Annotated in this window: 20 protein-coding genes; 13 read left to right on the top strand and 7 right to left on the bottom strand. The window is 71.4% G+C overall.

Features of this window, described 5'->3' with window-relative positions:
- Window positions 1-21: 21 nt before the first annotated feature.
- Window positions 22-1,026, bottom strand: coding sequence for a GlxA family transcriptional regulator (locus tag ACVJ1F_RS13860; RefSeq protein WP_456886901.1), 1,005 nt, complete (start codon window positions 1,024-1,026; stop codon window positions 22-24).
- Window positions 1,027-1,237: 211 nt separating this feature from the next.
- Between ACVJ1F_RS13860 and ACVJ1F_RS13855 the strand changes: the two genes are divergently transcribed.
- Both ACVJ1F_RS13855 and ACVJ1F_RS13850 read left to right on the top strand, forming a co-directional pair.
- A complete protein-coding gene (locus tag ACVJ1F_RS13855; protein ID WP_456886899.1) occupies window positions 1,238-1,882 on the top strand; it encodes an HD domain-containing protein in 645 nt (214 codons plus the stop codon).
- A 182-nt stretch (window positions 1,883-2,064) separates the two neighbouring features.
- Window positions 2,065-3,099: an LLM class flavin-dependent oxidoreductase gene (locus ACVJ1F_RS13850; protein ID WP_456886897.1), complete on the top strand. Its 1,035-nt coding sequence runs from the start codon at window positions 2,065-2,067 to the stop codon at window positions 3,097-3,099.
- Window positions 3,100-3,227: 128 nt separating this feature from the next.
- On the opposite strand, the gene ACVJ1F_RS13845 is transcribed toward ACVJ1F_RS13850, so the two are convergent.
- The gene (locus ACVJ1F_RS13845) at window positions 3,228-5,213 is read right to left on the bottom strand and encodes a cytochrome c oxidase assembly protein (RefSeq protein WP_456886895.1); all 1,986 of its coding nucleotides are present in this window, start codon (window positions 5,211-5,213) and stop codon (window positions 3,228-3,230) included.
- A gap of 371 nt (window positions 5,214-5,584) precedes the next feature.
- On the opposite strand from ACVJ1F_RS13845, the gene ACVJ1F_RS13840 reads away from it, so the two are divergent.
- Window positions 5,585-6,118 carry an AAA family ATPase gene (locus ACVJ1F_RS13840; protein WP_456886893.1) on the top strand — a complete coding sequence of 178 codons (534 nt, stop codon included), beginning with the start codon at window positions 5,585-5,587 and terminating at the stop codon, window positions 6,116-6,118.
- A 96-nt stretch (window positions 6,119-6,214) separates the two neighbouring features.
- On the opposite strand, the gene ACVJ1F_RS13835 is transcribed toward ACVJ1F_RS13840, so the two are convergent.
- Window positions 6,215-6,958 carry a phosphoglyceromutase gene (locus ACVJ1F_RS13835; protein WP_159827656.1) on the bottom strand — a complete coding sequence of 248 codons (744 nt, stop codon included), beginning with the start codon at window positions 6,956-6,958 and terminating at the stop codon, window positions 6,215-6,217.
- Window positions 6,959-6,999: 41 nt separating this feature from the next.
- Here ACVJ1F_RS13835 and ACVJ1F_RS13830 point away from each other — a divergent pair, with 41 nt between their 5' ends.
- Complete coding sequence (locus tag ACVJ1F_RS13830) at window positions 7,000-7,776, top strand: hypothetical protein (RefSeq protein ID WP_056043213.1); 777 nt, start codon at window positions 7,000-7,002, stop codon at window positions 7,774-7,776.
- A 70-nt stretch (window positions 7,777-7,846) separates the two neighbouring features.
- Here ACVJ1F_RS13830 and ACVJ1F_RS13825 read toward each other — a convergent pair whose 3' ends face one another.
- The 4 genes from ACVJ1F_RS13825 to ACVJ1F_RS13810 all read right to left on the bottom strand — a co-directional run bounded on the left by ACVJ1F_RS13825 (window position 7,847) and on the right by ACVJ1F_RS13810 (window position 11,367).
- Window positions 7,847-8,962: an FUSC family protein gene (locus ACVJ1F_RS13825; RefSeq protein WP_456886891.1), complete on the bottom strand. Its 1,116-nt coding sequence runs from the start codon at window positions 8,960-8,962 to the stop codon at window positions 7,847-7,849.
- Window positions 8,963-8,995: 33 nt separating this feature from the next.
- The gene (gene ygfZ / locus ACVJ1F_RS13820) at window positions 8,996-10,216 is read right to left on the bottom strand and encodes a CAF17-like 4Fe-4S cluster assembly/insertion protein YgfZ (protein ID WP_456886970.1); all 1,221 of its coding nucleotides are present in this window, start codon (window positions 10,214-10,216) and stop codon (window positions 8,996-8,998) included.
- Window positions 10,217-10,250: 34 nt separating this feature from the next.
- On the bottom strand, window positions 10,251-10,874 hold the full coding sequence (locus ACVJ1F_RS13815) for an FABP family protein (RefSeq protein ID WP_043597230.1): 624 nt from the start codon (window positions 10,872-10,874) through the stop codon (window positions 10,251-10,253).
- A 202-nt stretch (window positions 10,875-11,076) separates the two neighbouring features.
- Window positions 11,077-11,367, bottom strand: a complete 291-nt coding sequence (locus ACVJ1F_RS13810; protein WP_056043223.1) for a hypothetical protein — start codon at window positions 11,365-11,367, stop codon at window positions 11,077-11,079.
- A 113-nt stretch (window positions 11,368-11,480) separates the two neighbouring features.
- Between ACVJ1F_RS13810 and ACVJ1F_RS13805 the strand changes: the two genes are divergently transcribed.
- The 9 genes from ACVJ1F_RS13805 to pstA all read left to right on the top strand — a co-directional run bounded on the left by ACVJ1F_RS13805 (window position 11,481) and on the right by pstA (window position 21,606).
- The gene (locus ACVJ1F_RS13805) at window positions 11,481-12,161 is read left to right on the top strand and encodes a winged helix-turn-helix domain-containing protein (RefSeq protein WP_056043227.1); all 681 of its coding nucleotides are present in this window, start codon (window positions 11,481-11,483) and stop codon (window positions 12,159-12,161) included.
- Window positions 12,162-12,174: 13 nt separating this feature from the next.
- Window positions 12,175-13,005 carry a mycothiol synthase gene (gene mshD, locus ACVJ1F_RS13800; RefSeq protein WP_456886888.1) on the top strand — a complete coding sequence of 277 codons (831 nt, stop codon included), beginning with the start codon at window positions 12,175-12,177 and terminating at the stop codon, window positions 13,003-13,005.
- A 93-nt stretch (window positions 13,006-13,098) separates the two neighbouring features.
- Window positions 13,099-14,436, top strand: a complete 1,338-nt coding sequence (locus ACVJ1F_RS13795) for a hypothetical protein (protein ID WP_456886886.1) — start codon at window positions 13,099-13,101, stop codon at window positions 14,434-14,436.
- 142 nt (window positions 14,437-14,578) lie between these two features.
- A complete protein-coding gene (locus ACVJ1F_RS13790) occupies window positions 14,579-14,797 on the top strand; it encodes a hypothetical protein (RefSeq protein ID WP_054146872.1) in 219 nt (72 codons plus the stop codon).
- A gap of 154 nt (window positions 14,798-14,951) precedes the next feature.
- Window positions 14,952-17,123, top strand: coding sequence for an RNA degradosome polyphosphate kinase (locus ACVJ1F_RS13785; RefSeq protein WP_456886884.1), 2,172 nt, complete (start codon window positions 14,952-14,954; stop codon window positions 17,121-17,123).
- Window positions 17,120-18,061, top strand: coding sequence for an NUDIX hydrolase (locus tag ACVJ1F_RS13780; RefSeq protein ID WP_456886882.1), 942 nt, complete (start codon window positions 17,120-17,122; stop codon window positions 18,059-18,061). The genes ACVJ1F_RS13785 and ACVJ1F_RS13780 overlap by 4 nt, the downstream gene beginning before the upstream one ends.
- A 226-nt stretch (window positions 18,062-18,287) precedes the next feature.
- Window positions 18,288-19,388, top strand: a complete 1,101-nt coding sequence (locus tag ACVJ1F_RS13775) for a phosphate ABC transporter substrate-binding protein PstS (RefSeq protein ID WP_402752895.1) — start codon at window positions 18,288-18,290, stop codon at window positions 19,386-19,388.
- 161 nt (window positions 19,389-19,549) lie between these two features.
- Window positions 19,550-20,512, top strand: coding sequence for a phosphate ABC transporter permease subunit PstC (gene pstC, locus ACVJ1F_RS13770; RefSeq protein WP_137847466.1), 963 nt, complete (start codon window positions 19,550-19,552; stop codon window positions 20,510-20,512).
- Window positions 20,512-21,606, top strand: coding sequence for a phosphate ABC transporter permease PstA (pstA, locus tag ACVJ1F_RS13765; protein WP_137847467.1), 1,095 nt, complete (start codon window positions 20,512-20,514; stop codon window positions 21,604-21,606). Before pstC ends, pstA begins: the two co-directional genes overlap by 1 nt.
- The last annotated feature ends 28 nt before the right edge of the window (window positions 21,607-21,634 follow it).

Here is a 21,634-nt window from a genome sequence, read left to right as displayed (position 1 = left end):
GCCTGTCAAGGGCCGTCCTGGTCAGGCGGTGGCCGCCCCGGCCCGCTCGAGGTCGCGCAGGTCGTCGACGCCGCCGAAGGTCGCTCGGTAGGCCCGCGGGGTGGTGCCGAGGACGCGGGCGAAGTGGTGTCGCAGGACGGCTGCCGAACCGAAGCCGACCTCGTCGGCGATCGCGTCGATGCCGAGCCCCGTCGCCTCGAGCAGCTCCTGCGACCGCAGGAGGCGCTGGCGGGTGAGCCACGCCCCCGGCGTCGCCCCCAGCTCGGCCTTGAACCGTCGGGCGAAGGTGCGCGGCGACATGTGCGCCCTCGCGGCCAACCCCTCGATGCTCAGGTCGTCGCGGAGATGTCCGAGCATCCAGTCGGTCAGGGGTGCGAGCGAGTCGTCGACCTCGACCGGGAGGGGCGTCTTGATGAACTGGCTCTGACCGCCGTCGCGGTGCGGCGGCACGACCATCCGGCGGGCGATCACGTTCGCCGCGGCGGCGCCGTGCTCGCGGCGGACGAGGTGCAGGCAGGCGTCGATGCCGGCGGCCGTGCCCGCGCTCGTGATGATCCGGCGGTCCTCGACGAAGAGCACGTCGGCGTCGACCTCGATCGCGGGGTGCTCCCGCTGCAGGGCGTCGGAGTACCGCCAGTGCGTCGTCGCCCGGCGGCCGTCGAGCAGCCCGGCCTCGGCCAGGACGAACGCACCGCTGCAGACGCTGAGCAACCACGCCCCCCGCGCCTCGGCCGCGACGAGCAGTTCGCGCACCGCCGGGGAGACGAGTTCGGCCTGGTCGGGCCGGTTCCACAGGGCCGGCACGCAGACGACGTCGGCGTCGGCCGCGGCGCCCAGGTCGAGGTCGACCGTGATCGAGAAGCCCTGGTTCGTGCGGACGAGCCCCGGGTGCTCGGTCACGATGCGGTGCTCGAACGGAGGCGCGCCCTCGTCGGTCCGGTCGAGGCCGAACACCTCGCAGAGCACGCCGAACTCGAACGGCGCGACGCCGTCGGCGACGATCGTGGCGACGGTGCGGAACGGCATGGGTGCTCCTCGGGGAATGTCCAGTACTCCGCCACGAAGTAAACAATCCGCCACGCAAAAAGATGGCGGCCTGTTTATTTCGTGGCGGGCTGGCGGGCTGGCGGGCGGTGTGGTGGGCGGCCTGACCGGGCTGGCGGTGTGGCGGGATGTCGACGGGTAGTGGCCAGACTGCCGCTCGTGGCAGGACGTGTCCACTCGTAGAGTTCCTGCCATGACCGCCGAGCCCCGACCGACCACCGAGCCCCGACCGACCGCCGCCGTCCTCGACGACCTGCTCGCGCCTCCTACGCCCGTCGCGTCCCGTGCCCTCGAGGCGGCCGCCGTCGTGTCGAGCCCGGCCCTCCTCGCACACAGCCGACGCTCGGCGGCGCTCGCCGTGGCCCTGGGGCGACGCGAGGGGCTGGCCTTCGACCACGAATTGCTGTTCGTGGCGGCGGCGCTGCACGACGTCGGACTGGCCGGCCCGTTCGACAGTCACGCCGAGCCCTTCGAGCGGGCCGGGGGAGAGGTCGCCCGCGTGTTCGCGACCGGGGCGGGGTGGTCGTCCGACCGGTCGCAACGAGTGGTCGACGTCATCGTGCGGCACATGTGGCCCGCGGTCTCGGCCGACCTCGACGTCGAGGGTCACCTGCTCGAGCGGGCGACGAGCCTCGACGTGTCGGGGGTGGGCGGTGAGGACTGGCCGGCCGAGCTGGTCGCCGCCCTGGTCGAGCGGCTGCCCCGCGACGGCTTCGGTGCCGAGTTCGGCGGGCTGATGTCGACGCAGGCGCATTGGAAGCCCGGGTCCGAGGCCGCCCGCACGATCCGGGGCGGCATGCGCGACCGGATCGCCGCGAACCCGCTCGACCACCTCTGACCCCGGCGCCGAGCACCCCGCGCCCGGGCACCCCGCGCACGAGCACCCGGCGCACTGGCACCCCGGCGCCCGGGCACCCGCCCAGCACCGGGTGGGCCACGGCCACGTGCGCCCGGCCCCCTCCCGCGCTCGCGCTCCATCGGCTAGAATGATGCGAACGTATGAATCAGGAGAGCACCCGCATGGCACACCCCCTCGAGTTCGGCCTCGACACCTTCGGCGACATCACCGACCGCCTCGACGGCAGCCCCGTCACGCACGCCCAGGCCATCCGCAACCTGGTCGACCAGGCCGTCCTGGCCGACGAGGTCGGTCTCGACTTCATCGGCGTCGGCGAGCACCACCGCAAGGACTTCGCCGTCTCGGCCCCCGAGGTCGTGCTCGCCGCGATCGCCGCCCGCACGAAGACCATCCACCTGGGCTCGGCCGTCACCGTCCTCAGCTCGGACGATCCCGTGCGCGTGTTCCAGCGCTTCGCCACGGTCGACGCGATCTCGAACGGCCGTGCCGAGGTCATCCTGGGCCGCGGCTCGTTCACGGAGTCGTTCCCCCTCTTCGGCCTCGACCTGCAGGACTACGAGGTGCTCTTCGAGGAGAAGATCCAGCTCTTCGCCGAGCTGCTGAAGGAGGGCCCGACGACCTGGTCGGGCACCGTCCGCGCCGGCCTCGACGCGCAAGAGGTCTACCCCAAGACCGAAGGCGGCTCCATCCGCACCTGGGTCGGCGTCGGCGGATCGCCGCAGTCGGTCATCCGGGCCGCGCACTACGGTTTCCCGCTCTTCCTCGCGATCATCGGAGGCCAGCCGGCGCAGTTCGCGCCGTACGCCGACCTCTACCGACGCGCCCTCGGCGAGTTCGGCCACGACTCCCAGCCGATCGCGATGCACTCGCCCGGTTTCGTGGCCGAGACCGATGCCGAAGCCAAGGAGGCGCTGTTCCCCTACCAAGAGGAGCAGACGAACCAGCTCGGTCGCGAACGCGGCTGGCCCCCCTACAGCCGCGCGCAGTACGAGGCCAGCGCCAGTTCGACCGGCGCGCTCTACGTGGGCTCGCCCGAGACCGTCGCCACGAAGATCGCGCAGAACATGCGCCTGCTCGGCGCGACGCGTTTCGACATGCGGTACAGCATGGGCCGCCTGCCGCACGAGCTCATGATGCGCAGCATCGAGCTGTACGGCACGAAGGTCGTCCCGCTGGTGCGCGAGATGCTAGCCTGACGCGACCCGCGCCTCCTCGGGGCTCGTGCCCTACGGCCCCGACCAGCGCACCGCGTTTCGTGCACCGCACCCCGACTAGTCGCGGTGCCCTGCACGAAACACGGTGCGTTGCTGTTTCACGGCTCGCGTCAGCGGGTGCGCTCGCGCTGGTGGGACAGCGCCTCGAGCTGTTCGTTGTACGCCCGGAGCTCGGCGTCGTCGTCGCGCTCGGCCTGGCGGTCCTTGCGGACGGCCTCTCGGCCGTCGCTGCGGCTCCACATGATGGCGACGGCGATGGCCATGACGATCGTGGGGATCTCGCCGACGCTCCAGGCGATGCCGCCGGCCACGTACTGGTCCTGCATCGGCGTCGGGCCCCAGGTGCGCCCCATGGCGCCGTACCAGTCGGCGAGGAAGAGCCCCGTGGCGCTCATGATGCCCAGGCCGAAGAACGCGTGGAACGCCATGGTCCCGAGCAGCACGACGAGTCGGGCGGGGTAGGGGAGTCGACCCTTGACGGGGTCGATGCCGATCATCGACTGCACGAAGAGGTAGCCGGTGATCAGGAAGTGCACGATCATCCAGTAGTGGCCGATGTGCGTGGTCGTCGCCCAGCTGAACAACGGCGTGTAGTAGAACGCCCACAGTGAGCCCGCGAACAGCACCGCCGAGATGATCGGGTTGCTGACGAAGGTCGCGAACCGGGAGTGCACGAGGATCATGATCCACTCGCGGCCACCACGGGTGCCGTCGCTGCGCTTCTTGATGGTGCGCAACGCGAGCGTCACGGGCGCGCCCGGCACGAGCAGCACGGGTACGAGCATGCCCAGTGCCATGTGCGCGAGCATGTGCGTGCTGAAGAGGTACTCCTCGTACACGTTCGGGGCGCCGCACGTGATGTAGAACAACACGACCAGGCCGGCCACCCACGACACGGTGCGGCCGACCGGCCACCGGTCGCCGCGGCGGTGCAGGCGGACGACGCCGGCCAGGTAGAAGAAGACGCCGAAGGCGCAGAGCAGCCCCCAGAGCAGGTCGACGTTCCATTCGGTGAGGTAGCGCAGCGGCGTCAACTCGGGTGGCAGCGCCTCTTCGGTGAGGATGACCGCGGGGGTCGGGTCGGCCAGGTCGGCTGCGGCGACCTGCTCGACCGGGGTGGCCGTCCGGGCCAGTGCGGCGGCGACGCCGGAGGCGAGCCCCATGAACGCGAGCTCGGCGGTGACGAACCACCAGAAGGCCTTCGTCGTCGCCTTGGGGTGGGTCGTGAGGCGGCCGACGAGCCAGCGCCGTTGCACGACGCCGAACAACCCCAGCGCGACGAGGGCGAACGTCTTGACCAGCACGAGCACGCCGTAGCCCGACGTCAGGGCCGGCCAGTCGCCGATGCGGATGGCGGCGCTGCCGATGCCCGACACCGCGACGACCACGAAGCAGACGATCGCCACGCTCGAGTAGCGCGCGAGCACGATCGCCAGCCGCCCGCTCGAGAGGTGCCCGCGCAGCAGCACGATGGCGAGCAGGCCGCCCAGCCAGACCGACGCCCCGACCAGGTGCAGGGCGAGGTCGGTGACGGCGGCGTCGTGGCCACTCGTGCCGGCCGCGTGGCCCTGCTCGGCGATGGGGATGAGCCCGCCGGCGGCGAGCACCGTGACGGCGACGATCAACCAGATGTTGCGGACGATGAAGCAGAGCACCGTGACGGTCGCCGCGATCAGCGTCGTGATCAGCCAGGCGATGCCGAGTTCGGTGTTCGTCAGGAAGAACGCGAGCGTCCGCCCGAACTGGTCGTCGAAGGTGACCGGCACGTTGGCGACGCTGAGGAAGGTGAAGAAGGTGGTGATCGCCGAGGCGACGGCCCAGAACCCCGCCGCGGCGGCGGCGACGTCCATGGCGCGGTCGTACTCCGCTTCGCGTCGGGTGAGTGCGAAGCAGGTCAGGAAGAGCGTGCCGATGGTGAGGGCGGCGCCGACGTTGCCCAGCATCTTGGCCATGGGCAGCCCGTAGCGGACGACCTCGCCGGGGTCGACGACGAGGGGCGCGTCGGCCGCCCCGCCGAACTTCAGAGCGGCGAGGAGGGACGCGAACGCCACCAGCACGAGCAGTGCGGGCGCCGTGGTGCGGGCGAGTCTGGGCATCGTCTACCAGGGTAAGTCGGATCGCCTGGTGAACGGGTGCGGGTGGGGGGCGTCGCTCGACGTCGAGTGATCCGTCCGGGCGACCGGCGCACGGACGACCGAGCCTGTCGGCGGGGCGGGACGAGACGAGGGGGAACGAGAGAAGGGGGGGGGGGGGGCCCGGGGGGGGCCCCCCCCCCCCGGGGGGGGGGGGGGGGGGGGGGGCCGCGGCCCCCCCCCCCCCGGCGGGGGCGCCCCCCGGCGCCCCCCCCCCCCCGCCCCCCCGCCCCCCCCCCCCCCCCCCCCCCCCCCCCCCCCCCCCCCCCCCCCCCCCCCCCCCCCCCCCCCCTCCTGCGTCCCGTCGGGCCTTCGCCGTCCGCGAGGATGGGGACATGGCTTCAGTCGCGATCCTCGTCAACGGTCTGCCCGGATCGGGCAAGACCACCCTCTCGGCCACGCTCGCCGGGGTGCTCGGGTGCCCGCTGCTCGCGAAGGACCCCGTCAAGGAGGCGCTGGTCGACCTGGCCGGGCCGATGATCGCCCCCGAGGCCCTCGGCGGCATCGCGATGGACACCGTCTGGGCGATGGCGGGCGAGGTCGAGGCGGGTGTCGTCGTCGACGCCTTCTGGCACCGGGAGCGCGACCTCGAGTTCGCCCGGGCCGGCGTCGAGCGTGCCGGGTCGCCCCGCACGGTCGAGGTGTGGTGCGACGTCGACCCCGACACGGCGCTGCAGCGCGTGGTCGACCGGCTCGCGGCCGGCGGCCGGCACCCGGCCCACGGCACGGTCGAATCGGCCCGGGCCTCGTGGCCGACGTGGGCCGCCGCGGCCGAGCCACTCGGCGACTGGCCCGTGATCCGCGTCGACACGAGCACGCCCGTCGACATGGACGACCTGGTCGTGCAGATCAGCGAGCGGTTCGTCTGACGACCGCCCCGAACCCTGTGGTGCCGGGGGTGCCGGACGCCGAAGCGCCCCACGCCCCCGAGAACGGGGCGCGGGGCGCGGGAACGTCGGGAGGCGCTATTTCTTGCCCTGGTTCGCGACGGCGGCGGCACCGGCGGCGGCGGCCTCGGGGTCGAGGTAGCGGGCCGGGCCGGTGGGCACGAAGTCGTCGTCGAGCTCGTAGACGAGCGGGATGCCCGTGGGGATGTTCAGCTCGGCGATCTCGTCGTCGCCGATGCCGTCGAGGTGCTTCACCAGCGCGCGCAGCGAGTTGCCGTGTGCGACGACGAGGGTGACGTCACCGGCGGCCAGGCTCTCGGTGATGTCGCTGTGCCAGTAGGGCAGCATGCGCTCGATGACGAGGGCGAGGGATTCGGTGCGCGGCGCGTCGATGCCGAGTTCGGCATAGCGCTTGTCGTGCGCCTGCGAGAACTCGCTGTCGTCGTCGAGCGGGGGCGGCGGCACGTCGAACGAGCGACGCCAGGTCTGGAACTGCTCGGGCCCGTACTGCTCGAGCGTCTGGGCCTTGTCCTTGCCCTGCAGGGCGCCGTAGTGGCGTTCGTTGAGTCGCCACGACCGCTTGACGTCGATCCAGAGCCGGTCGGCCTCTTCGAGCGCGATGTCGGCGGTCTGGATCGCCCGGGTCAGGCGCGACGTGTAGAGGATGTCGGGCAGCAGGTCGGCCTCGCGCAGCAGCTCGCCGGCCCGCTTGGCCTCGGCGCGGCCCTGCTCGGTGAGCCGCACGTCGACCCATCCGGTGAAGAGGTTCTTCGCGTTCCATTCGCTGTTGCCGTGACGCAGGAGGATGAGGGTCGAAGTCATGCCGCCAGCGTATCGCGACGGCCCGATGGCAGACTTGGCTCATGCCCATCGGTTCCGTCACGCGAGGGACGACCGGCACCAACCGCCTGCGCCGCGTCGATCGCTGGATCGCCGCGCACCCGTCGTTCCGGCGGGCGGACGACCCGCTCGTCGTCGACCTGGGGTACGGGGCGAGCGCGACGACTCCTCTCGAACTGCACCAGCGCCTCCTGAAGGTGCGAGACGACGTCGAGGTCGTGGGCATCGAGATCGAGCCCGAGCGCGTCCGGCTGGCGAGCCTCTCGGCGCGGCCGGGCGTGAGCTTCCGGCGGGGCGGCTTCGAGGTGCCGCTCGACGGCGACCGGCGACCCGCGGTGATCCGGGCGTTCAACGTGCTCCGGCAGTACGACGAGTCCCAGGTCGCCGACGCCTGGGCGTTGATGACCGGCCGGCTGCAGCCCGGAGGCGTCCTCGTCGAGGGCACCTGCAACGAGGTGGGGCGGGTCGCGAGCTGGATCGACGTGACCCCCGAGGGGCCCACGACGTTCACGATCTCGCTGCGCCTGGCCGGGCTCGAGCTGCCCTCGATCGTGGCCGAACGGCTGCCCAAGGCCCTGATCCACCGCAACGTGCCGGGTGAGCGCGTGCACGACCTGCTCGTCGACCTCGACCGGCAGTGGGCGGTGGCGGCCCCGCTCTCGGTCTACGGGCCGGTCCAACGGTGGCTGGCGACGGTGCAGGGGCTCCGCGACATGGGCTGGCCGGTGCTCGGCGGGCGGTCCCGCTGGCGGCTCGGCGAGCTCTCGCTGCCCTGGGCCGCCGTGACGCCGCGCGACTGAGCCGGGTCGAGCCCGGTCGGGTGGGTCGGGGCGAGCCGGGTCGGGTCGGGGCGGGGCGGGGCGGGTGTCCTCAGACGTGGGCGAGTCGGCCTCGGGCCTCGTCGTGGTCCAGGCCGGTGGCCATGAGCAGGTCGACGAGCAGCGGGCGCAGCATCAGCACGACCATCGCCTCGGTCACGGGTGCCCCGGGCAGCACGACCGTCGGATCGAGTCGACGGGCGACGGCCGACAGGGCCTCACGGGCGACGGGCCGCTGCTCGACGTCGTGCATCGACCGGCCCAGCACGGCGACCGCGCGCGAGGTCGACTCGAGGAGGTCGGCCAGGGCCGACCGGTCGACGCCGTCGCCGAGCTGCGTGTCGAGCCGTCGCGCCACCACGCGCAGGTTGCGCACGGCGAGGTCGACGTAGCGCCGGACCGTCGCCTGCTGCCGCAGGTCGGGCAACCGGGAGCGGAGGAACGGTGACAGCCGCGCGATCGACTCGGCGGACTCGAGGGTGGACGACCAGTCGTCGAGCACCGGCTGGGTCGACCGCAACCTCTCGAGGGCGTCGTCGGCCCGCGGGGCGTCGTCGGTGCGGAGGGCGCCGACGAGCGCCGCGAAGGCCCGGTCGAGCTCGTCGAACAGGCGCCGGGCGTCGTGGCGGGCCAGGCCGACCGGGTCGCGCGGCACGATCGCCGTGACGAGCAACGCCACCGCTCCCCCGACCGCGCCGTCGATGCTGCGGACGAACGCCCCGCCGTCGGGGTCGGGCAGCAGCATGACGAGCATCGACTGGGTCGCGGCGGCCGCGGCGAAGGCGCTGCTCGACGAGAAGAACCGGGCGACGAGGAGCGTCACGAACAGCACCAGGGCGATCTGCCACAGCCCCTTGCCCACCACCATGAGCAGCACCTCGCTGAGCGCGATGCCGATGAGCACGCCGACCGCGTTCTCGAGCACCCGACGCGGACGGGCGTCACGGGCCAGGCCGAGTGACGAGATCGTGACGGTCACGGCCAGCAGGGGGATCGCGTGCCCGAGTCCGTAGTGCGTGATGGCGTAGGCCCCCGCCACGGCGAGCACGATCTGGACGATCGCCGGACCGGACGCGATCGTCCGCGCTGTCGCGTCGCGCACGTCGAAGGACGAGGAGGCGCGGTGCCAGCCGCGTCGCAGCCCGCCGCCGCGCGTCGGCCCGGTCACGACCGGGCCCGGGTGCACCGCGTCACCAGGCCGTCAGCGGCGGACGGCGCCGAGGCGCGGCAACCGGGGAACGCCTGCGGCGGCACCGGCCGAGGCGGGCACGACGATCTCTTGCGCAGCGGCGATCATCAGGTCGTCGACGACGACGGCCAGCGGTGCGGCCTCGTCGGTGCCGCGCTTGACGAGCGCGAGGGCCACCGGGCCCAGCTCGTGGTGCAGGGCGACGCTCGTGACGTGCCCGACCGACTTGGGTGCGGTCGCCTCGGGATCGGACACCGCGCCTCCTGCGGTGGCGGCTGCGTCGGGGGCACCGCCGTCGACCGGGGCCAGCACGACCTCGGCACCGCGCTGGGGCAGCACGCCGTCGCTGCCGTCGAGGTGGAGCATGACGAGCCGACGCGGCGGGTGACCGATGTTGTGCACCTTGGCGACGGTCTCTTGCCCGCGGTAGCAACCCTTGGTGAGGTGGACGGCGCTGCGCATCCAGTCGAGCTCGTGCGGGATGGTCCGCTCGTCGACCTCGGTCGAGAGCCGGGGACGCCAGGCCTCGATGCGCAGGGCCTCGAGGGCGAGGGTGCCCGCGACGGCGAGCCGGTCGGCCGGCGACGCGGCGAGGGCGTCGAGGTCGGAGCGCCGGACGAGGCTCTCGCGGTAGGTCCAGTCGTGACCCGGGTGACGGTCGGAGTCGGCGTAGCTGTGACCGCCGGCCGCGACTTCGTGCCAGGGGTCGACCCAGACGAGCGCCGTGTCGTGTGACGTCAGGACCGGGACGAGCGGAGCGGAGCCGTCAGGGCCGTCGGAGCCGTCGGAGCCGTCGGAGCCGTCGAGCAGGTCGTGCATCGAGCCGATCGTCGCGACGTCGGCCGTGCGGTCGACGACCTCGACGCGCAGCATGAAGCGCATCCGGTCGAGCCAGGTGCCGAGCGGTTCGACCTCGGAGCGGTCGACGAGCAGCCAGGTGGTCTCGCCGTCGTCGAGGACGCGGGCGGCGTGCTCGAGGCGGCCGTTGGCGTCGAGCAGCAGGGTCTCGGTCGAGACGCCCGGCGCGAGACCGACCAGGGCCTGGCTCGTCAGCGAGTTGAGCCAGCTGAGCCGGTCCGGCCCCGTGACGGTCAGCACGCCACGATCGGAGAGGTCGACGATCGCCGCTCCCCGGGCGAGCAGTCGCTGTTCGCCGAGCGGATTGCCGTAGTGGGACGCCACGCCCGAGCCGTCGTCGACGAAGCCGTCACGGGTTGAGAAGGGCGAGACCACGGGGCCCTTGGCGTCGAGGGACGGGCCGCCGACGTCAGTCAACGCGCGCCAGCTGCCCGGATGCGTGCGAGCGCAGTTCTTGCCCGAGGGCCGCGATGTCCCATGCCCAGAAGAGCTTGCCCTCGACGAGGCCGTACATGCGGGTGGCCGCCGAGTACTCCTTCGCGTTGCTGGACCGGACGACGGCGTCGGTCGCGAGGTCGATCCGCGGCCCCTTGACCCGACCGAGGTAGAGCTCGTTCACGCCGGTCGGGTGGGCGATCTGCACCTCGAGGCCGAAGCCGTCGTCGGGCGTGCGGAGGATCTCGACCGCCCGGGCCGACGTGAAGGGCTGGACTCCGACGCCGGGCAGCATGCCCGGGCCGCGGTCACCCGGCTCGGCCGGACGTTCGAGCCGCCAGTAGCCCGTCTCGCTCGTCAGTGGCGTGTGCTCGTCGTCGAGCAGCCAGGTGAACGAGCTGTAGTTGAGGAACGGCAGGCCGTCGTGGCTGAAGCTGATGCGCTGCCCGAACTCGTGGGTGCGACGCTCGGTGCCCGGTTCGGAGTCGGGGTCGCCCTCGCCGATCTTGTAGTCGACGACGCCGGTGCCCTGCCAGACGCCGATCAACCAGGAAAGGGGGACGAGCTCGGACGGCAGGTCGGTGGGGATGTCGATCATGGAGCGGTCAGCGCTGACCCTTGAACAACTTGAGCAGGACGACGACCGAGACGAAGCCGATGGCGAGGGTGGCGAGGCCGAGGAGCCCGATGTAGAACACCTCGAGTGCGAGCAGGGAATCCATGCCGTCGAGCCTACCCGGCGACCGCGGACGTGCCCAGTCCTTCGGGGCGACCGTTCAGACGAGCCGGGGGTCGGGCGTTCAGACGAGTGCGAAGACGCCCGTCACGACGGCCAGGATCACCAGGCTGCCGCAGGTGCTGAGCATCGTGCGTGAGACCAGGCCGTCCTTCTGGCTCGTGGCGAGCTGCAGCACGAAGGTGAGGACGATGGCCCCGCCGAGGGCCAGGACGACGTGGTCCCAGTACTCGGAGGCGGGCGACCGCAGGCCGATCAGCACGGCCACGACGAGCGTGGCGGCCCAGACCGGGACGACCGTGATCGGCTTGAGCCGTGCCGTCGTCGCGTCGACGTCTCGTTCGCCTGTCTGCACCGTTCGTCCCTCGTTCGTGTCCGCCGTTCTGCCGACCTGCCCTAGCATCGGATGGTCGGAGTGGCGGGGTCTCATGTTTTAGACTGCTCGACAGTACATTCACTGGAGGTCGTGTGGCGCAGCTCTTGGTACTGACGTCTGCGGGCGGCCCCGAGGTCCTGCCGTCTCTCGCCTTGCTCAGCCACCGTACCCGGCAGATCCCGGCCGAACCCGCGCAACTGGTGAACGCCCCCTCGAGCGACCTGATCTTCGTCGACGCCCGCGTCGACCTCGCCAGCGCCAAGTCGCTCTGCAAGATCCTGCGGACCACGGGCGTCACGGTGCCGCTCGTCCTGGTGCTCACCGAGGGCGGACTGACCGCCGTCAACAGCGAGTGGGGCGTCGACGACGTCATCCTCGAGACGGCCGGCCCCGCCGAGATCGACGCCCGCATCCGACTGGTCACCGGTCGCCTCGCCCAGTCGCAGAACGGCTCGAAGATCCACGCCTCCGGTGTCGTCATCGACGAGGCCAGCTACTCGGCGAAGGTGCACGGTCGCCCCCTCGACCTCACCTTCAAAGAGTTCGAGCTGCTGCGCTTCTTCGCCACGCATCCCTCCCGCGTCTTCACCCGTGAACAGCTGCTCAGCGAGGTCTGGGGCTACGACTACTTCGGCGGCACGCGCACGGTCGACGTGCACGTCCGGCGACTCCGGGCCAAGCTCGGCGACCTCGAGTCGTTGATCGGCACGGTGCGCAACGTGGGCTACCGGTTCAACGTCTACGACGACGACGCCCAGGCGGTCGTCTCGTGAGCACGGTGTCGCGGTGACCGACGCCGCCGACGCGACCGGCGCCTCCTTCGTGCCCCCGCTCGCCCGAGCGGCCACCACGGCCGACGGCAGCCCGCCGTTCTCCGACCAGACCCTGGTCGACGTCCGGTCGGGCGTCGCGACCGTCGTCGGCGACGCGCACGCCGCGGCGGTGCTGCGCGAGGGCGAGGCCGAGCTCGTCGTGCATCCCGACGACCGCCGACAGGGTCGCGGTGCGGAGTTGCTGCAACGACTCGTCGACGAGACCGAGGGCCCGCTGCTGTTCTGGGCACACGGTGACCACCCCGGCTCCCGCGTGCTCGCCGCGCGCTTCGGCCTCGCCGAGACCCGTCGCCTGCTGCAACAGCGTGCCGACGTCCCCGCCGAACCCCGTGCGCCCCGCCTCCGCGACGCCGACCGGGTCGCCTCGTTCCGGCCGGGAGTCGACGACGAGGCCTGGCTCGACCTCAACGCCCGCGCGTTCGCCGACCACCCCGAGCAAGGCTCGCTGGTCCAGGCGGACCTCGACGCCCGGCAGGCCGAGTCGTGGTTCGACGCCGACGACTTCCTCCTGCTCTGGCGCGGCGACGACCTGCTGGCCTTCTGCTGGCTGAAGCTCGACGAGGGCCAGCCCGGGGAGTTCTACGCGGTCGGCGTCTCGCCCGACCACCAGGGCGAACGACTCGGAGGCGCGGTGGTCGACGCCGGGTTCGCGCGCCTCGCCGAGCGCGGTGCCGGCACCGCGGCGCTGTACGTCGAAGGGGACAACACCGCCGCCCTCCGGCTCTACGCGGCCCGCGGGTTCACGGACCACGCCGTCGACGTGCAGTACACCCTCACCCGCTGAACCCCGCCCGGGCACGGCCCGTCCTCGGGGGGTGCGGGCCCCTCCGGTCCACCGATATGCTGCGGATCGGATGACAGCGATCGAGGGGGCATCATGACCGATCAGACCAGACCGGACGGCGACGACCAGGGGCACGACGAGCCGCAGCACGACGGGGCACCGGCCGGGGGCCACGAGCAGCCCGCCGCGTTCCCGTACCAGGGACTGCCGTACGGGCAGCAGCCCGAGGGGAACCCGCACCAGGCGACCGGCTACGGGGACCAGCTCTACGGCTCCTCGCCGCAGCCGGGCGACCAGGGACAGCCGCAGGGGGCGTACCAGCAGCCGTACGACGCCTCGGGACAGCCGACCTCGCAGTTCGCGTACGCGCAGGCTCCGACTCCCCCGGCACCGAGGACGCCCGAAGAGGCCGCACGACGTCGACGACTGCTGATCGGCCTGATCGGTGGAGCAGCCCTGCTGCTCGTGCTGGTCGTGGCAGGTGCCGTGACGTTCGCCACGATGAGCGCCTCCCACCGGCCCGAGGCGACCGTCCGCGACTACCTCGGCGCCGTCCAGGCCGGCGAGGTCGAACGCGCCCTCGCGCTCGACGGCACCGAGGTCGCCAAGGGCGACGTGCTGCTGACCGACGTGGCCTATGCCGCGGCCGGCGACCGGGTCGACGGGTTCCAGGTGGGTGCCGTCTCGACCGACGGGGACGACGCGCAGGTCGAGACCGTCGTGCACCGCGGCGACGGGTCGACCCACGCCCAGGAGTTCACGCTCGTGCGCGACGGGCGCGATCTGCTCTTCTTCGACCGATGGGCGCTCCAGCCGGTCGACCTCGGCACGGTCTCGGTGCAGGTCGCCGGACCGGCATCGGCGGAGATCGCCGTCGACGGGGCCCCCGTGACCCGGGGGTCCGACGGATCGGTGAGCCTCAAGGCCTTCCCCGGCAGCTACGAGGTCGCCCTCGCCGCCGAGAACGAGTCGTACTCGGCGACCGCCGCCACGGCCGTGGTCGAAGGCGCCGACGCCATCGCCCAACCGACCCTGCTCACGACCGCACTCACGCCCGCCGGCACCGAGGCGGCGACCGCGGCCGTCGACGCCTGGGTGGCGGGCTGCATCGCCTCGACCGACCTGCGTCCCGAGGGCTGCAGCTTCGGCCTGTACGACACGGAGTCCGGTCGGTACACGCTGTCCGGCCAGAAGTGGACTCTCGAGTCCGCGCCGCAGTTCACCGTCGGCGACTGGCAGGACGGCGGGTGGACGGTGAGCACCACGACTCCGGGCTCGGCCTCCTTCACCGCCCAGGGCGTCGATGCTGCGGGAAACAGCGGCGTCTACGGCTCGCTCGCCCCCGTGCCGGTGCGGGTGGGCGGCCTCATCAGCGACGTGACCGCCGACGGCGCCACGTTCACCTCGAGCGTCGCCACGCCGCTCACCTGACCCAAGGGGTACAGCCGGGGTACAGAAGCGGGGCGGCGACGCCTACTCCTGGGGTCCGAGCCGACCTGCCACCGCACTCCCAGCACCGGGGAGTGGATTGAGGCACCGCGCAAGGCACGCATCCCATCGTCAGGAGAACAACATGAACCCCGTCAAGTTCCTTTCCGATCTCGGCCTCCAGAGCAAGCACGCCTACTGGGGCGGGTTCGCCTCGATCGTGATCGCCCTCGTGGCCTGGATCGCCTCGCAGGGCAAGGACTCGTCCGACAAGGCCCAGTCCGACCGTTGGGGCATCTTCATCGGCCACTGGGCGCCGACCTTCTTCGCCCTGGGCCTCGCCCTGAAGAACGAAGAGAAGTAGGCACGACACCACCAGTACGACGACGCCCCCGCCCACCCGGCGGGGGCGTCGTCGTCCCCTCGACCGCTCCTCCCCCGCGGCCGGGTGTCCACACGTCATCTCGCGTTTACCCGGGACGACGCTGCGAGGCGGTCGGGGGTGGCACGATGGTGCGATGGACAGCAGCGAACCCCGCGTCGACGGCGCCGGCGTCACCCCCGACTTCCTCGACGACTTCGACGAGATCGTCAGCTTCGAGGACGGCACCCTGCCCGCCGAGCGCTACCTCGACCGCGAGCTGAGCTGGCTCGCGTTCAACCAGCGAGTGCTCGAGCTCGCAGAAGACCAGACCACGCCGCTGCTCGAACGGGCCAACTTCCTGGCGATCTTCGCGAGCAACCTCGACGAGTTCTTCATGGTGCGGGTCGCCGGCCTCAAGCGCCGCATCGCGACGGGCCTCGCCGTGCCGACCAACGTGGGGCGCGGGCCGAACGAGGTGCTGGCCGACATCAACCGGAAGGCCCACGAGCTGCAAGAACGCCACGCCCGGGCGTTCCTCGACCTCGTCAAGCCCGACCTCGACGACGCGGGTATCCACATCGAGAACTGGTCCGACCTAGAAGAGGCCGACCGGGTCCGCATGCGCGAGATCTTCGCCGAGCAGATCTTCCCGGTCCTCATGCCGCTGGCCGTCGATCCGGCCCACCCCTTCCCCTACATCTCGGGGCTGTCCCTGAACCTGTCCATCCGCGTCCGCAACCCCAAGACGATGCGACAGGAGTTCGCGCGCCTCAAGGTGCCGCAGATGCTGCCGCGCTTCGTGCAGCTGCCCGACAACGACAGCGGGCGCGTGCGGTTCATCCCCCTCGAGGACTTGATCGCCAACCACCTGCAAGACCTCTTCCCCGGCATGGAGGTCGTCGAGCACCACGTGTTCCGCGTCACCCGCAACGAGGACGTCGAGGTCGACGAGGACGAGTCGGAGAACCTCATCCAGGCCCTCGAGCGCGAGTTGCTGCGCCGCCGGTTCGGTCCGCCGATCCGCCTCGAGATCACCGACGACATGGACCCGGTCACGCTCGAGCTGCTCGTGCGCGAACTCGACGTGACCGATCAAGAGGTCTACAAGCTGCCGGCCCCGCTCGACCTGGCCGGCCTGTTCGAGATCACGAAGATGCCGCGGGCCGACCTCAAGTACCCCAAGCACCTGCCGACCACCGCCGTGCAGCTGCAGCAGACCGAGCCGAACATGAAGCCCGACATGTTCGCGAGCATCGCCCGGCAGGACATCCTCGTGCACCACCCGTACGAGTCGTTCGCGACCAGCGTGCAGGCGTTCCTCGAACAGGCCGCGGCCGACCCCAACGTGCTGGCCATCAAGCAGACCCTCTACCGCACCAGCGGCGACAGCCCGATCATCGAGGCGCTCATCGACGCCGCCGAGGCGGGCAAGCAGGTCCTCGCGCTGGTCGAGGTCAAGGCGCGGTTCGACGAACAGAACAACATCACCTGGGCCCGCAAGCTCGAGAAGGCCGGCGTGCACGTCGTCTACGGCCTCGTCGGGCTCAAGACCCATTGCAAGCTCGCCCTGGTCATCCGCCAGGAGAAGGGCACGCTCAAGCACTACACGCACATCGGAACGGGCAACTACAACCCGAAGACCAGCCGCATCTACGAAGACATGGGGCTCTTCACCGCCGACGACCAGGTCGGAAAAGACCTGACGCGCCTGTTCAACGAACTGTCGGGCTACGCGATCGAGAAGAAGTTCAAGCGACTGCTCGTGGCCCCCCGCTACCTCCGCCGAGGTCTGCTCAAGCAGATCCAGAACGAGATCGAGAACGCCCAGGCCGGCCGACCCGCCGGCATCCGCATCAAGATCAACTCCATCGTCGACGAGCAGATCATCGACGCCCTCTACAAGGCGAGCCAGGCGGGTGTGCCCGTCGACGTCTGGGTGCGCGGCATCTGCACCATCAAGCCGGGCGAGCCGGGCCTGAGCGAGAACATCCGGGTGCGGTCGATCCTCGGGCGGTACCTCGAGCACAGCCGTCTGTTCTGGTTCCTCAACGACGGCGACCCGCAGGTCTTCATCGGGAGCGCCGACATGATGCACCGCAACCTCGACCGTCGCGTCGAGGCCCTGGTGCGCCTGACGCAGGCCGACCACCTCGCCGAGGTCGCCGACCTGTTCGAGCAGGCGATGTCGGACGAGACCGCCTCGTGGTGGCTCGAGGCCGACGGCACCTGGACCCGCCACGCGCGTGACGCCGACGGCCGCTCGCTGACCGATCTGCAGAACGCCCAGATGAAGGCCATCACGCAGCGGAAGCGCTCCAAGCGATGACCATCACCTCGACGACGGTCGTCGCCGCGGGTGCCGTCTGCTGGCGCCTCGTCGACGGCAAGGTCCGGGTGCTGCTGATCCACCGCGACCACCACGGCGACGTCTCGCTGCCGAAGGGCAAGGTCGACCCGGGCGAGGCGACGCCGCAGACGGCCGTGCGCGAGATCCACGAGGAGACGGGCTACCGAGTGACGCTTGGCGCCCCGCTCGGCACGGCCGAGTACCTGCTGCCCGGCGGTCGCGACAAGGTGGTGCACTACTGGTCCGCCGAGGTGACCGACGAGTCCTTCGCCGCGGCCGGGACGTTCACGCCCAACCACGAGGTCGCCGCCATCGAGTGGGTCGGCATCGAGAAGGCGAAGGCCATGCTGACCTACGCCCGCGACGCCGACGTGCTGCAGCGCTTCGCCGACCGGGTGGCGACGGGCACGGCCCGCACCTTCCCGATCGTGGCCCTCCGCCACGCCAAGACGACCTCGCCGTCCGACTGGCACGGCTCGGACGCCACGCGCCCCCTGCTGCCCCAGGGCCGCCGCCAGGCGAGGTCGGTCGCCCCCGTCATCGCGGCCTGGGCCCCCACCCGCATCGTCAGCAGCACGGCGGCGCGCTGCCTGGCCACCCTCGAGCCCCTCTCCGAGCTGACTCGGGTCGGCGTCAAGCAGACCGACGCGATCAGCCAGGACGCCTTCGAGCAGGGCACGGACGACGTCGCCGGGGTCGTCAAGAAGCGCCTCAAGAAGAAGGCCGCGGCCGTCATCTGCAGCCACGGCCCGGTACTGCCCGAGGTCATCCGCCAGATCTCGCTGGGCACCAAGGGGGGTGACCGCGTCGACCTGCGCCGTGCCTCGTCGCTCGGCACGGCCGAGTTCACGGTCCTGCACGTCTCGGTCGACGACACGGCGCTCGTCGCGATCGAGACGCACGGCCCGGCCGCCTGACCCGCGCCTCCTCGGCTCGTCGCGACGCCGAGACGGTCGACCCCCGCCCGCACCGGGCGGGGACCGACCGCCGTCCGGACGCGCCTGTCCGGGCCGATGTTCCCCCCTCGTTCACCTTCCGTTCACCGGGGCAGGCGACCGTGGTTAACCCGTCGCCGTAGCGTCTCGCACGGGTCGGCACCTGGCCCACAGCACCCAGCCATCACATCCCGAAAAGGACCCCCCTGTGAACTTCAAGCGCACCGGCAGCATCGTCGCGATCGCCGCGGTCGGAACCATGCTCCTCGCGTCCTGCGCCAGCAACGAAGGCGGCGCCACGCCTTCGGGCGGCGCATCGTCCAGCGACGTCTCCGGCTCCATCAAGGGCGTCGGCGCCTCGTCGCAGCAGGCCGCCCAGGAGGCCTGGGTCGCGGCCTTCCAGACCGCCAACCCCGACGCCAACATCGGCTACGAGCCCTCCGGCTCGGGCAGCGGCCGCGAGAGCTTCATCTCGGGTGCCGCGGACTTCGCCGGTTCCGACCGCGCGTTCAAGACCGACGAGATCTCGTCGAGCACCTTCGCCGGCTGCACGCCCGACACCGGCATCGTCGAGCTGCCCGCCTACGTCTCGCCCATCGCGGTCGTCTTCAACCTCGACGGCGTCGACGAGCTCAACCTGACGCCCGCCACCCTCGCCGGCATCTTCAGCGGCAAGATCACCACCTGGGACGCCTCCGAGATCAAGGCCGACAACCCCGACGCCGACCTGCCCAGCACGGGCATCACCGCCGTCCACCGTTCGGACGACTCGGGCACCACCGAGAACTTCACCGACTACCTGCACGCCACGGCCGGCGACACCTGGACCGAAGAGGCCGACGGCACCTGGCCGACCGCGTTCGGCGGCGAGGGCGCCTCGGGCACCACCGGCGTGATCGACGCCGTCACCAACGGCACCGGCACCATCGGCTACGCCGACGCCTCGCGCGCCGGTGACCTCGGAACCGTCAAGGTCAAGGTCGGCGACGACTTCGTCGGCTACTCGGCCGAGGCCGCTGCCGCCATCGTCGACGAGTCGCCCGAAGAAGAAGGCCGCACCGAGGGCGACATCGCCATCGCGCTCGACCGGACCTCGACCGCATCCGGCGTGTACCCGATCGTCCTGGTCAGCTACCTCGTCGCCTGCGAGTCGTACGAGGACGCCGCCAAGGGCGAGCTCGTGAAGGCGTACCTCTCGTACGTCACCAGCGAAGAAGGCCAGAAGGCCGCGGCCGACGCCGCCGGTTCGGCCCCGATCTCGAGCACCCTCTCGGGTCAGGTCGCCGACGCCATCGCACTGATCAAGTAACACCGCACCACCTCGGGGGCCCGGGAACGCACCGCGTGCGTTCCCGGGCCGTCGGCCTGACAGGCACCACCAGCACCTGCACCAGCACCACCTGCACACCCGCACCCGTTCGTACCCGTTCGCCCCCGATCCCCACCCGAGCCTCCGGAGGACCCCGTCCGATGACCGCCCCCGCCACGACCTCGGCCCCCGCCGTCGTCCCGAAGCCCAAGCGACGTCCCGCCGACCGGATCTTCTCGGGCAGCACCGTCGTCGCGGGTGGTCTCATCCTCGCGATCCTGGCCGCCGTCGCCCTCTTCCTCGTCGTGCAGAGCATCCCGGCACTCACCGCCGCCCCGGGCGAGGTCTCGCTCTCGGGCTACCCCGGCACCTTCTGGCAGTACGTCGGCCCCTTGGCCTTCGGTACCGTCTACGCCGCCGCGCTGGCCCTTCTGATGGCCCTGCCGGTCGCCATCGGCATCGCGCTCTTCATCTCGCACTACGCTCCCCGCAAGCTCGCCCAGGGCCTCGGCTACGTCATCGACCTCCTGGCCGCGGTGCCTTCGGTCGTCTTCGGCCTGTGGGGCAGCATCGTGCTCGCCCCGGCGATCCAGCCGTTCTACGACTGGCTCGTGAACACCTTCGGCTGGTTCCCGCTCTTCGCCGGCCCCGTCTCGGGCACCGGGCGCACGCTGCTGACCGCCTCGATCGTGCTCGCCGTGATGATCCTCCCGATCATCACCGCCCTCAGCCGCGAGGTCTTCCTGCAGACGCCCGTGCTGCACGAGGAGGCCGCCCTGGCCCTCGGCGCCACCCGGTGGGAGATGATCCAGATCGCCGTGCTGCCCTTCGGCCGGCCCGGCATCATCTCGTCGGCCATGCTGGGGCTCGGACGCGCGCTCGGCGAGACCATGGCCGTCGCCCTGGTGCTGTCACCCGCCCTCGTGATCAACCCCGCGATCCTCACGTCGACGAACTCGTCGACGATCGCGGCCAACATCGCCCTGAGGTTCCCCGAGGCACACGACATCGGGATCAACACCCTCATCGCGACGGGCCTCGTGCTCTTTGTCATCACCCTGATCGTCAACTCGATCGCCCGCTACGTCATCAACCGCCGCAAGGCCTTCTCGGGAGCGAACTGATGGCCACCACCACCGCCGGCGTGCGCCGGTCCACCCGCACGGTCAACGCCCTCACGACGGGGCGCCTGCCCAAGGCCGCGCCCCTCGTCATCCTGCTCGGCAGCTGGGTCGTCATGGGCGTCGTCTTCGCCCTCCTGAACGCAGCCGGCGTCACCGAGACCTTCAACTGGGTCGGCGCGATCGTCCTCGGGACCGTGCTCTACGCCGCGCTCGTGTTCGTCGTCGCGATGCAGGTCGAGGGCATCCGCCGGGCGAAGGACCGCGTCGTCACCACCCTCGTGAGCGCCGCCTTCATCATCGCGCTCGTACCGCTGGTGTCGTTGCTCATCACCGTCGTGACGTCCGGGACGAACCGGTTCGACGCCGACTTCTTCTCGATGTCGATGCGCAACATCGTCGGCGCCGGCGGCGGCGGGCTGCACGCCGTCACGGGCACCCTGCTGATCACCGCCCTCGCCGCGGTGATCTCCGTGCCGATCGGGCTGCTCACGGCCATCTACCTCGTCGAGTACGGCCAGGGCCGCCTGGCCCGCTCCATCACGTTCTTCGTCGACGTCATGACGGGCATCCCGTCGATCGTCGCCGGCCTGTTCGCCTACGCCTTGTTCGTCATCTTCTTCGGTGCGGGCGTCCGCATGGGCGCGGCCGGTTCGGTCGCCCTGGCCGTGCTGATGATCCCGGTCGTCGTGCGCAGCACCGAAGAGATGCTCAAGCTGGTGCCGAACGAGCTGCGCGAGGCGTCGTACGCCCTCGGCGTGCCGAAGTGGCTGACCATCCTGAAGGTGGTCATCCCCACGTCGGTGGCCGGCATCACGACGGGCGTCATGCTCGCCATCGCCCGCGTTGTCGGCGAAACGGCTCCGCTGCTGATCACCGCCGGGTTCACGGCGAACATGAACTACAACCTGTTCGGCGGAGCCATGCAGTCGCTTCCGGTCTTCGCCTACAGCTCGTACGTCAGCCAGGGCACCGACGCCGCCGCGTTCATCGACAGAGCCTGGACCTCGGCCCTCACCCTCATCCTCCTGGTGATGGCGTTGAACCTGCTGGCCCGCGTGATCGCCCGCGTCTTCGCCCCCAAGCTCGGCCGCTGACCCGGCCGCCCCGACCCACACCCCGTCC

This window comes from Frigoribacterium sp. 2355 (assembly GCF_054060695.1).
Note: the sequence above shows the minus strand (reverse complement) of the source record. Positions and strands in the feature narration are given on the sequence as shown.

Excerpts from the sequence above, each read along its gene's own strand:
- ACVJ1F_RS13830 (WP_056043213.1), top strand. The coding sequence starts at position 7,000 with ATGCCCATCGGTTCCGTCACGCGAGGGACGACCGGCACCAACCGCCTG.
- ACVJ1F_RS13795 (WP_456886886.1), top strand. The coding sequence starts at position 13,099 with ATGACCGATCAGACCAGACCGGACGGCGACGACCAGGGGCACGACGAG.
- ACVJ1F_RS13850 (WP_456886897.1), top strand. The coding sequence starts at position 2,065 with ATGGCACACCCCCTCGAGTTCGGCCTCGACACCTTCGGCGACATCACC.
- ACVJ1F_RS13780 (WP_456886882.1), top strand. The coding sequence starts at position 17,120 with ATGACCATCACCTCGACGACGGTCGTCGCCGCGGGTGCCGTCTGCTGG.
- ACVJ1F_RS13860 (WP_456886901.1), bottom strand. The coding sequence starts at position 1,026 with ATGCCGTTCCGCACCGTCGCCACGATCGTCGCCGACGGCGTCGCGCCG.
- ACVJ1F_RS13840 (WP_456886893.1), top strand. The coding sequence starts at position 5,585 with ATGGCTTCAGTCGCGATCCTCGTCAACGGTCTGCCCGGATCGGGCAAG.
- ACVJ1F_RS13835 (WP_159827656.1), bottom strand. The coding sequence starts at position 6,958 with ATGACTTCGACCCTCATCCTCCTGCGTCACGGCAACAGCGAATGGAAC.
- ACVJ1F_RS13855 (WP_456886899.1), top strand. The coding sequence starts at position 1,238 with ATGACCGCCGAGCCCCGACCGACCACCGAGCCCCGACCGACCGCCGCC.
- pstA (WP_137847467.1), top strand. The coding sequence starts at position 20,512 with ATGGCCACCACCACCGCCGGCGTGCGCCGGTCCACCCGCACGGTCAAC.
- ACVJ1F_RS13785 (WP_456886884.1), top strand. The coding sequence starts at position 14,952 with ATGGACAGCAGCGAACCCCGCGTCGACGGCGCCGGCGTCACCCCCGAC.
- ACVJ1F_RS13790 (WP_054146872.1), top strand. The coding sequence starts at position 14,579 with ATGAACCCCGTCAAGTTCCTTTCCGATCTCGGCCTCCAGAGCAAGCAC.
- pstC (WP_137847466.1), top strand. The coding sequence starts at position 19,550 with ATGACCGCCCCCGCCACGACCTCGGCCCCCGCCGTCGTCCCGAAGCCC.
- ACVJ1F_RS13815 (WP_043597230.1), bottom strand. The coding sequence starts at position 10,874 with ATGATCGACATCCCCACCGACCTGCCGTCCGAGCTCGTCCCCCTTTCC.
- ACVJ1F_RS13845 (WP_456886895.1), bottom strand. The coding sequence starts at position 5,213 with ATGCCCAGACTCGCCCGCACCACGGCGCCCGCACTGCTCGTGCTGGTG.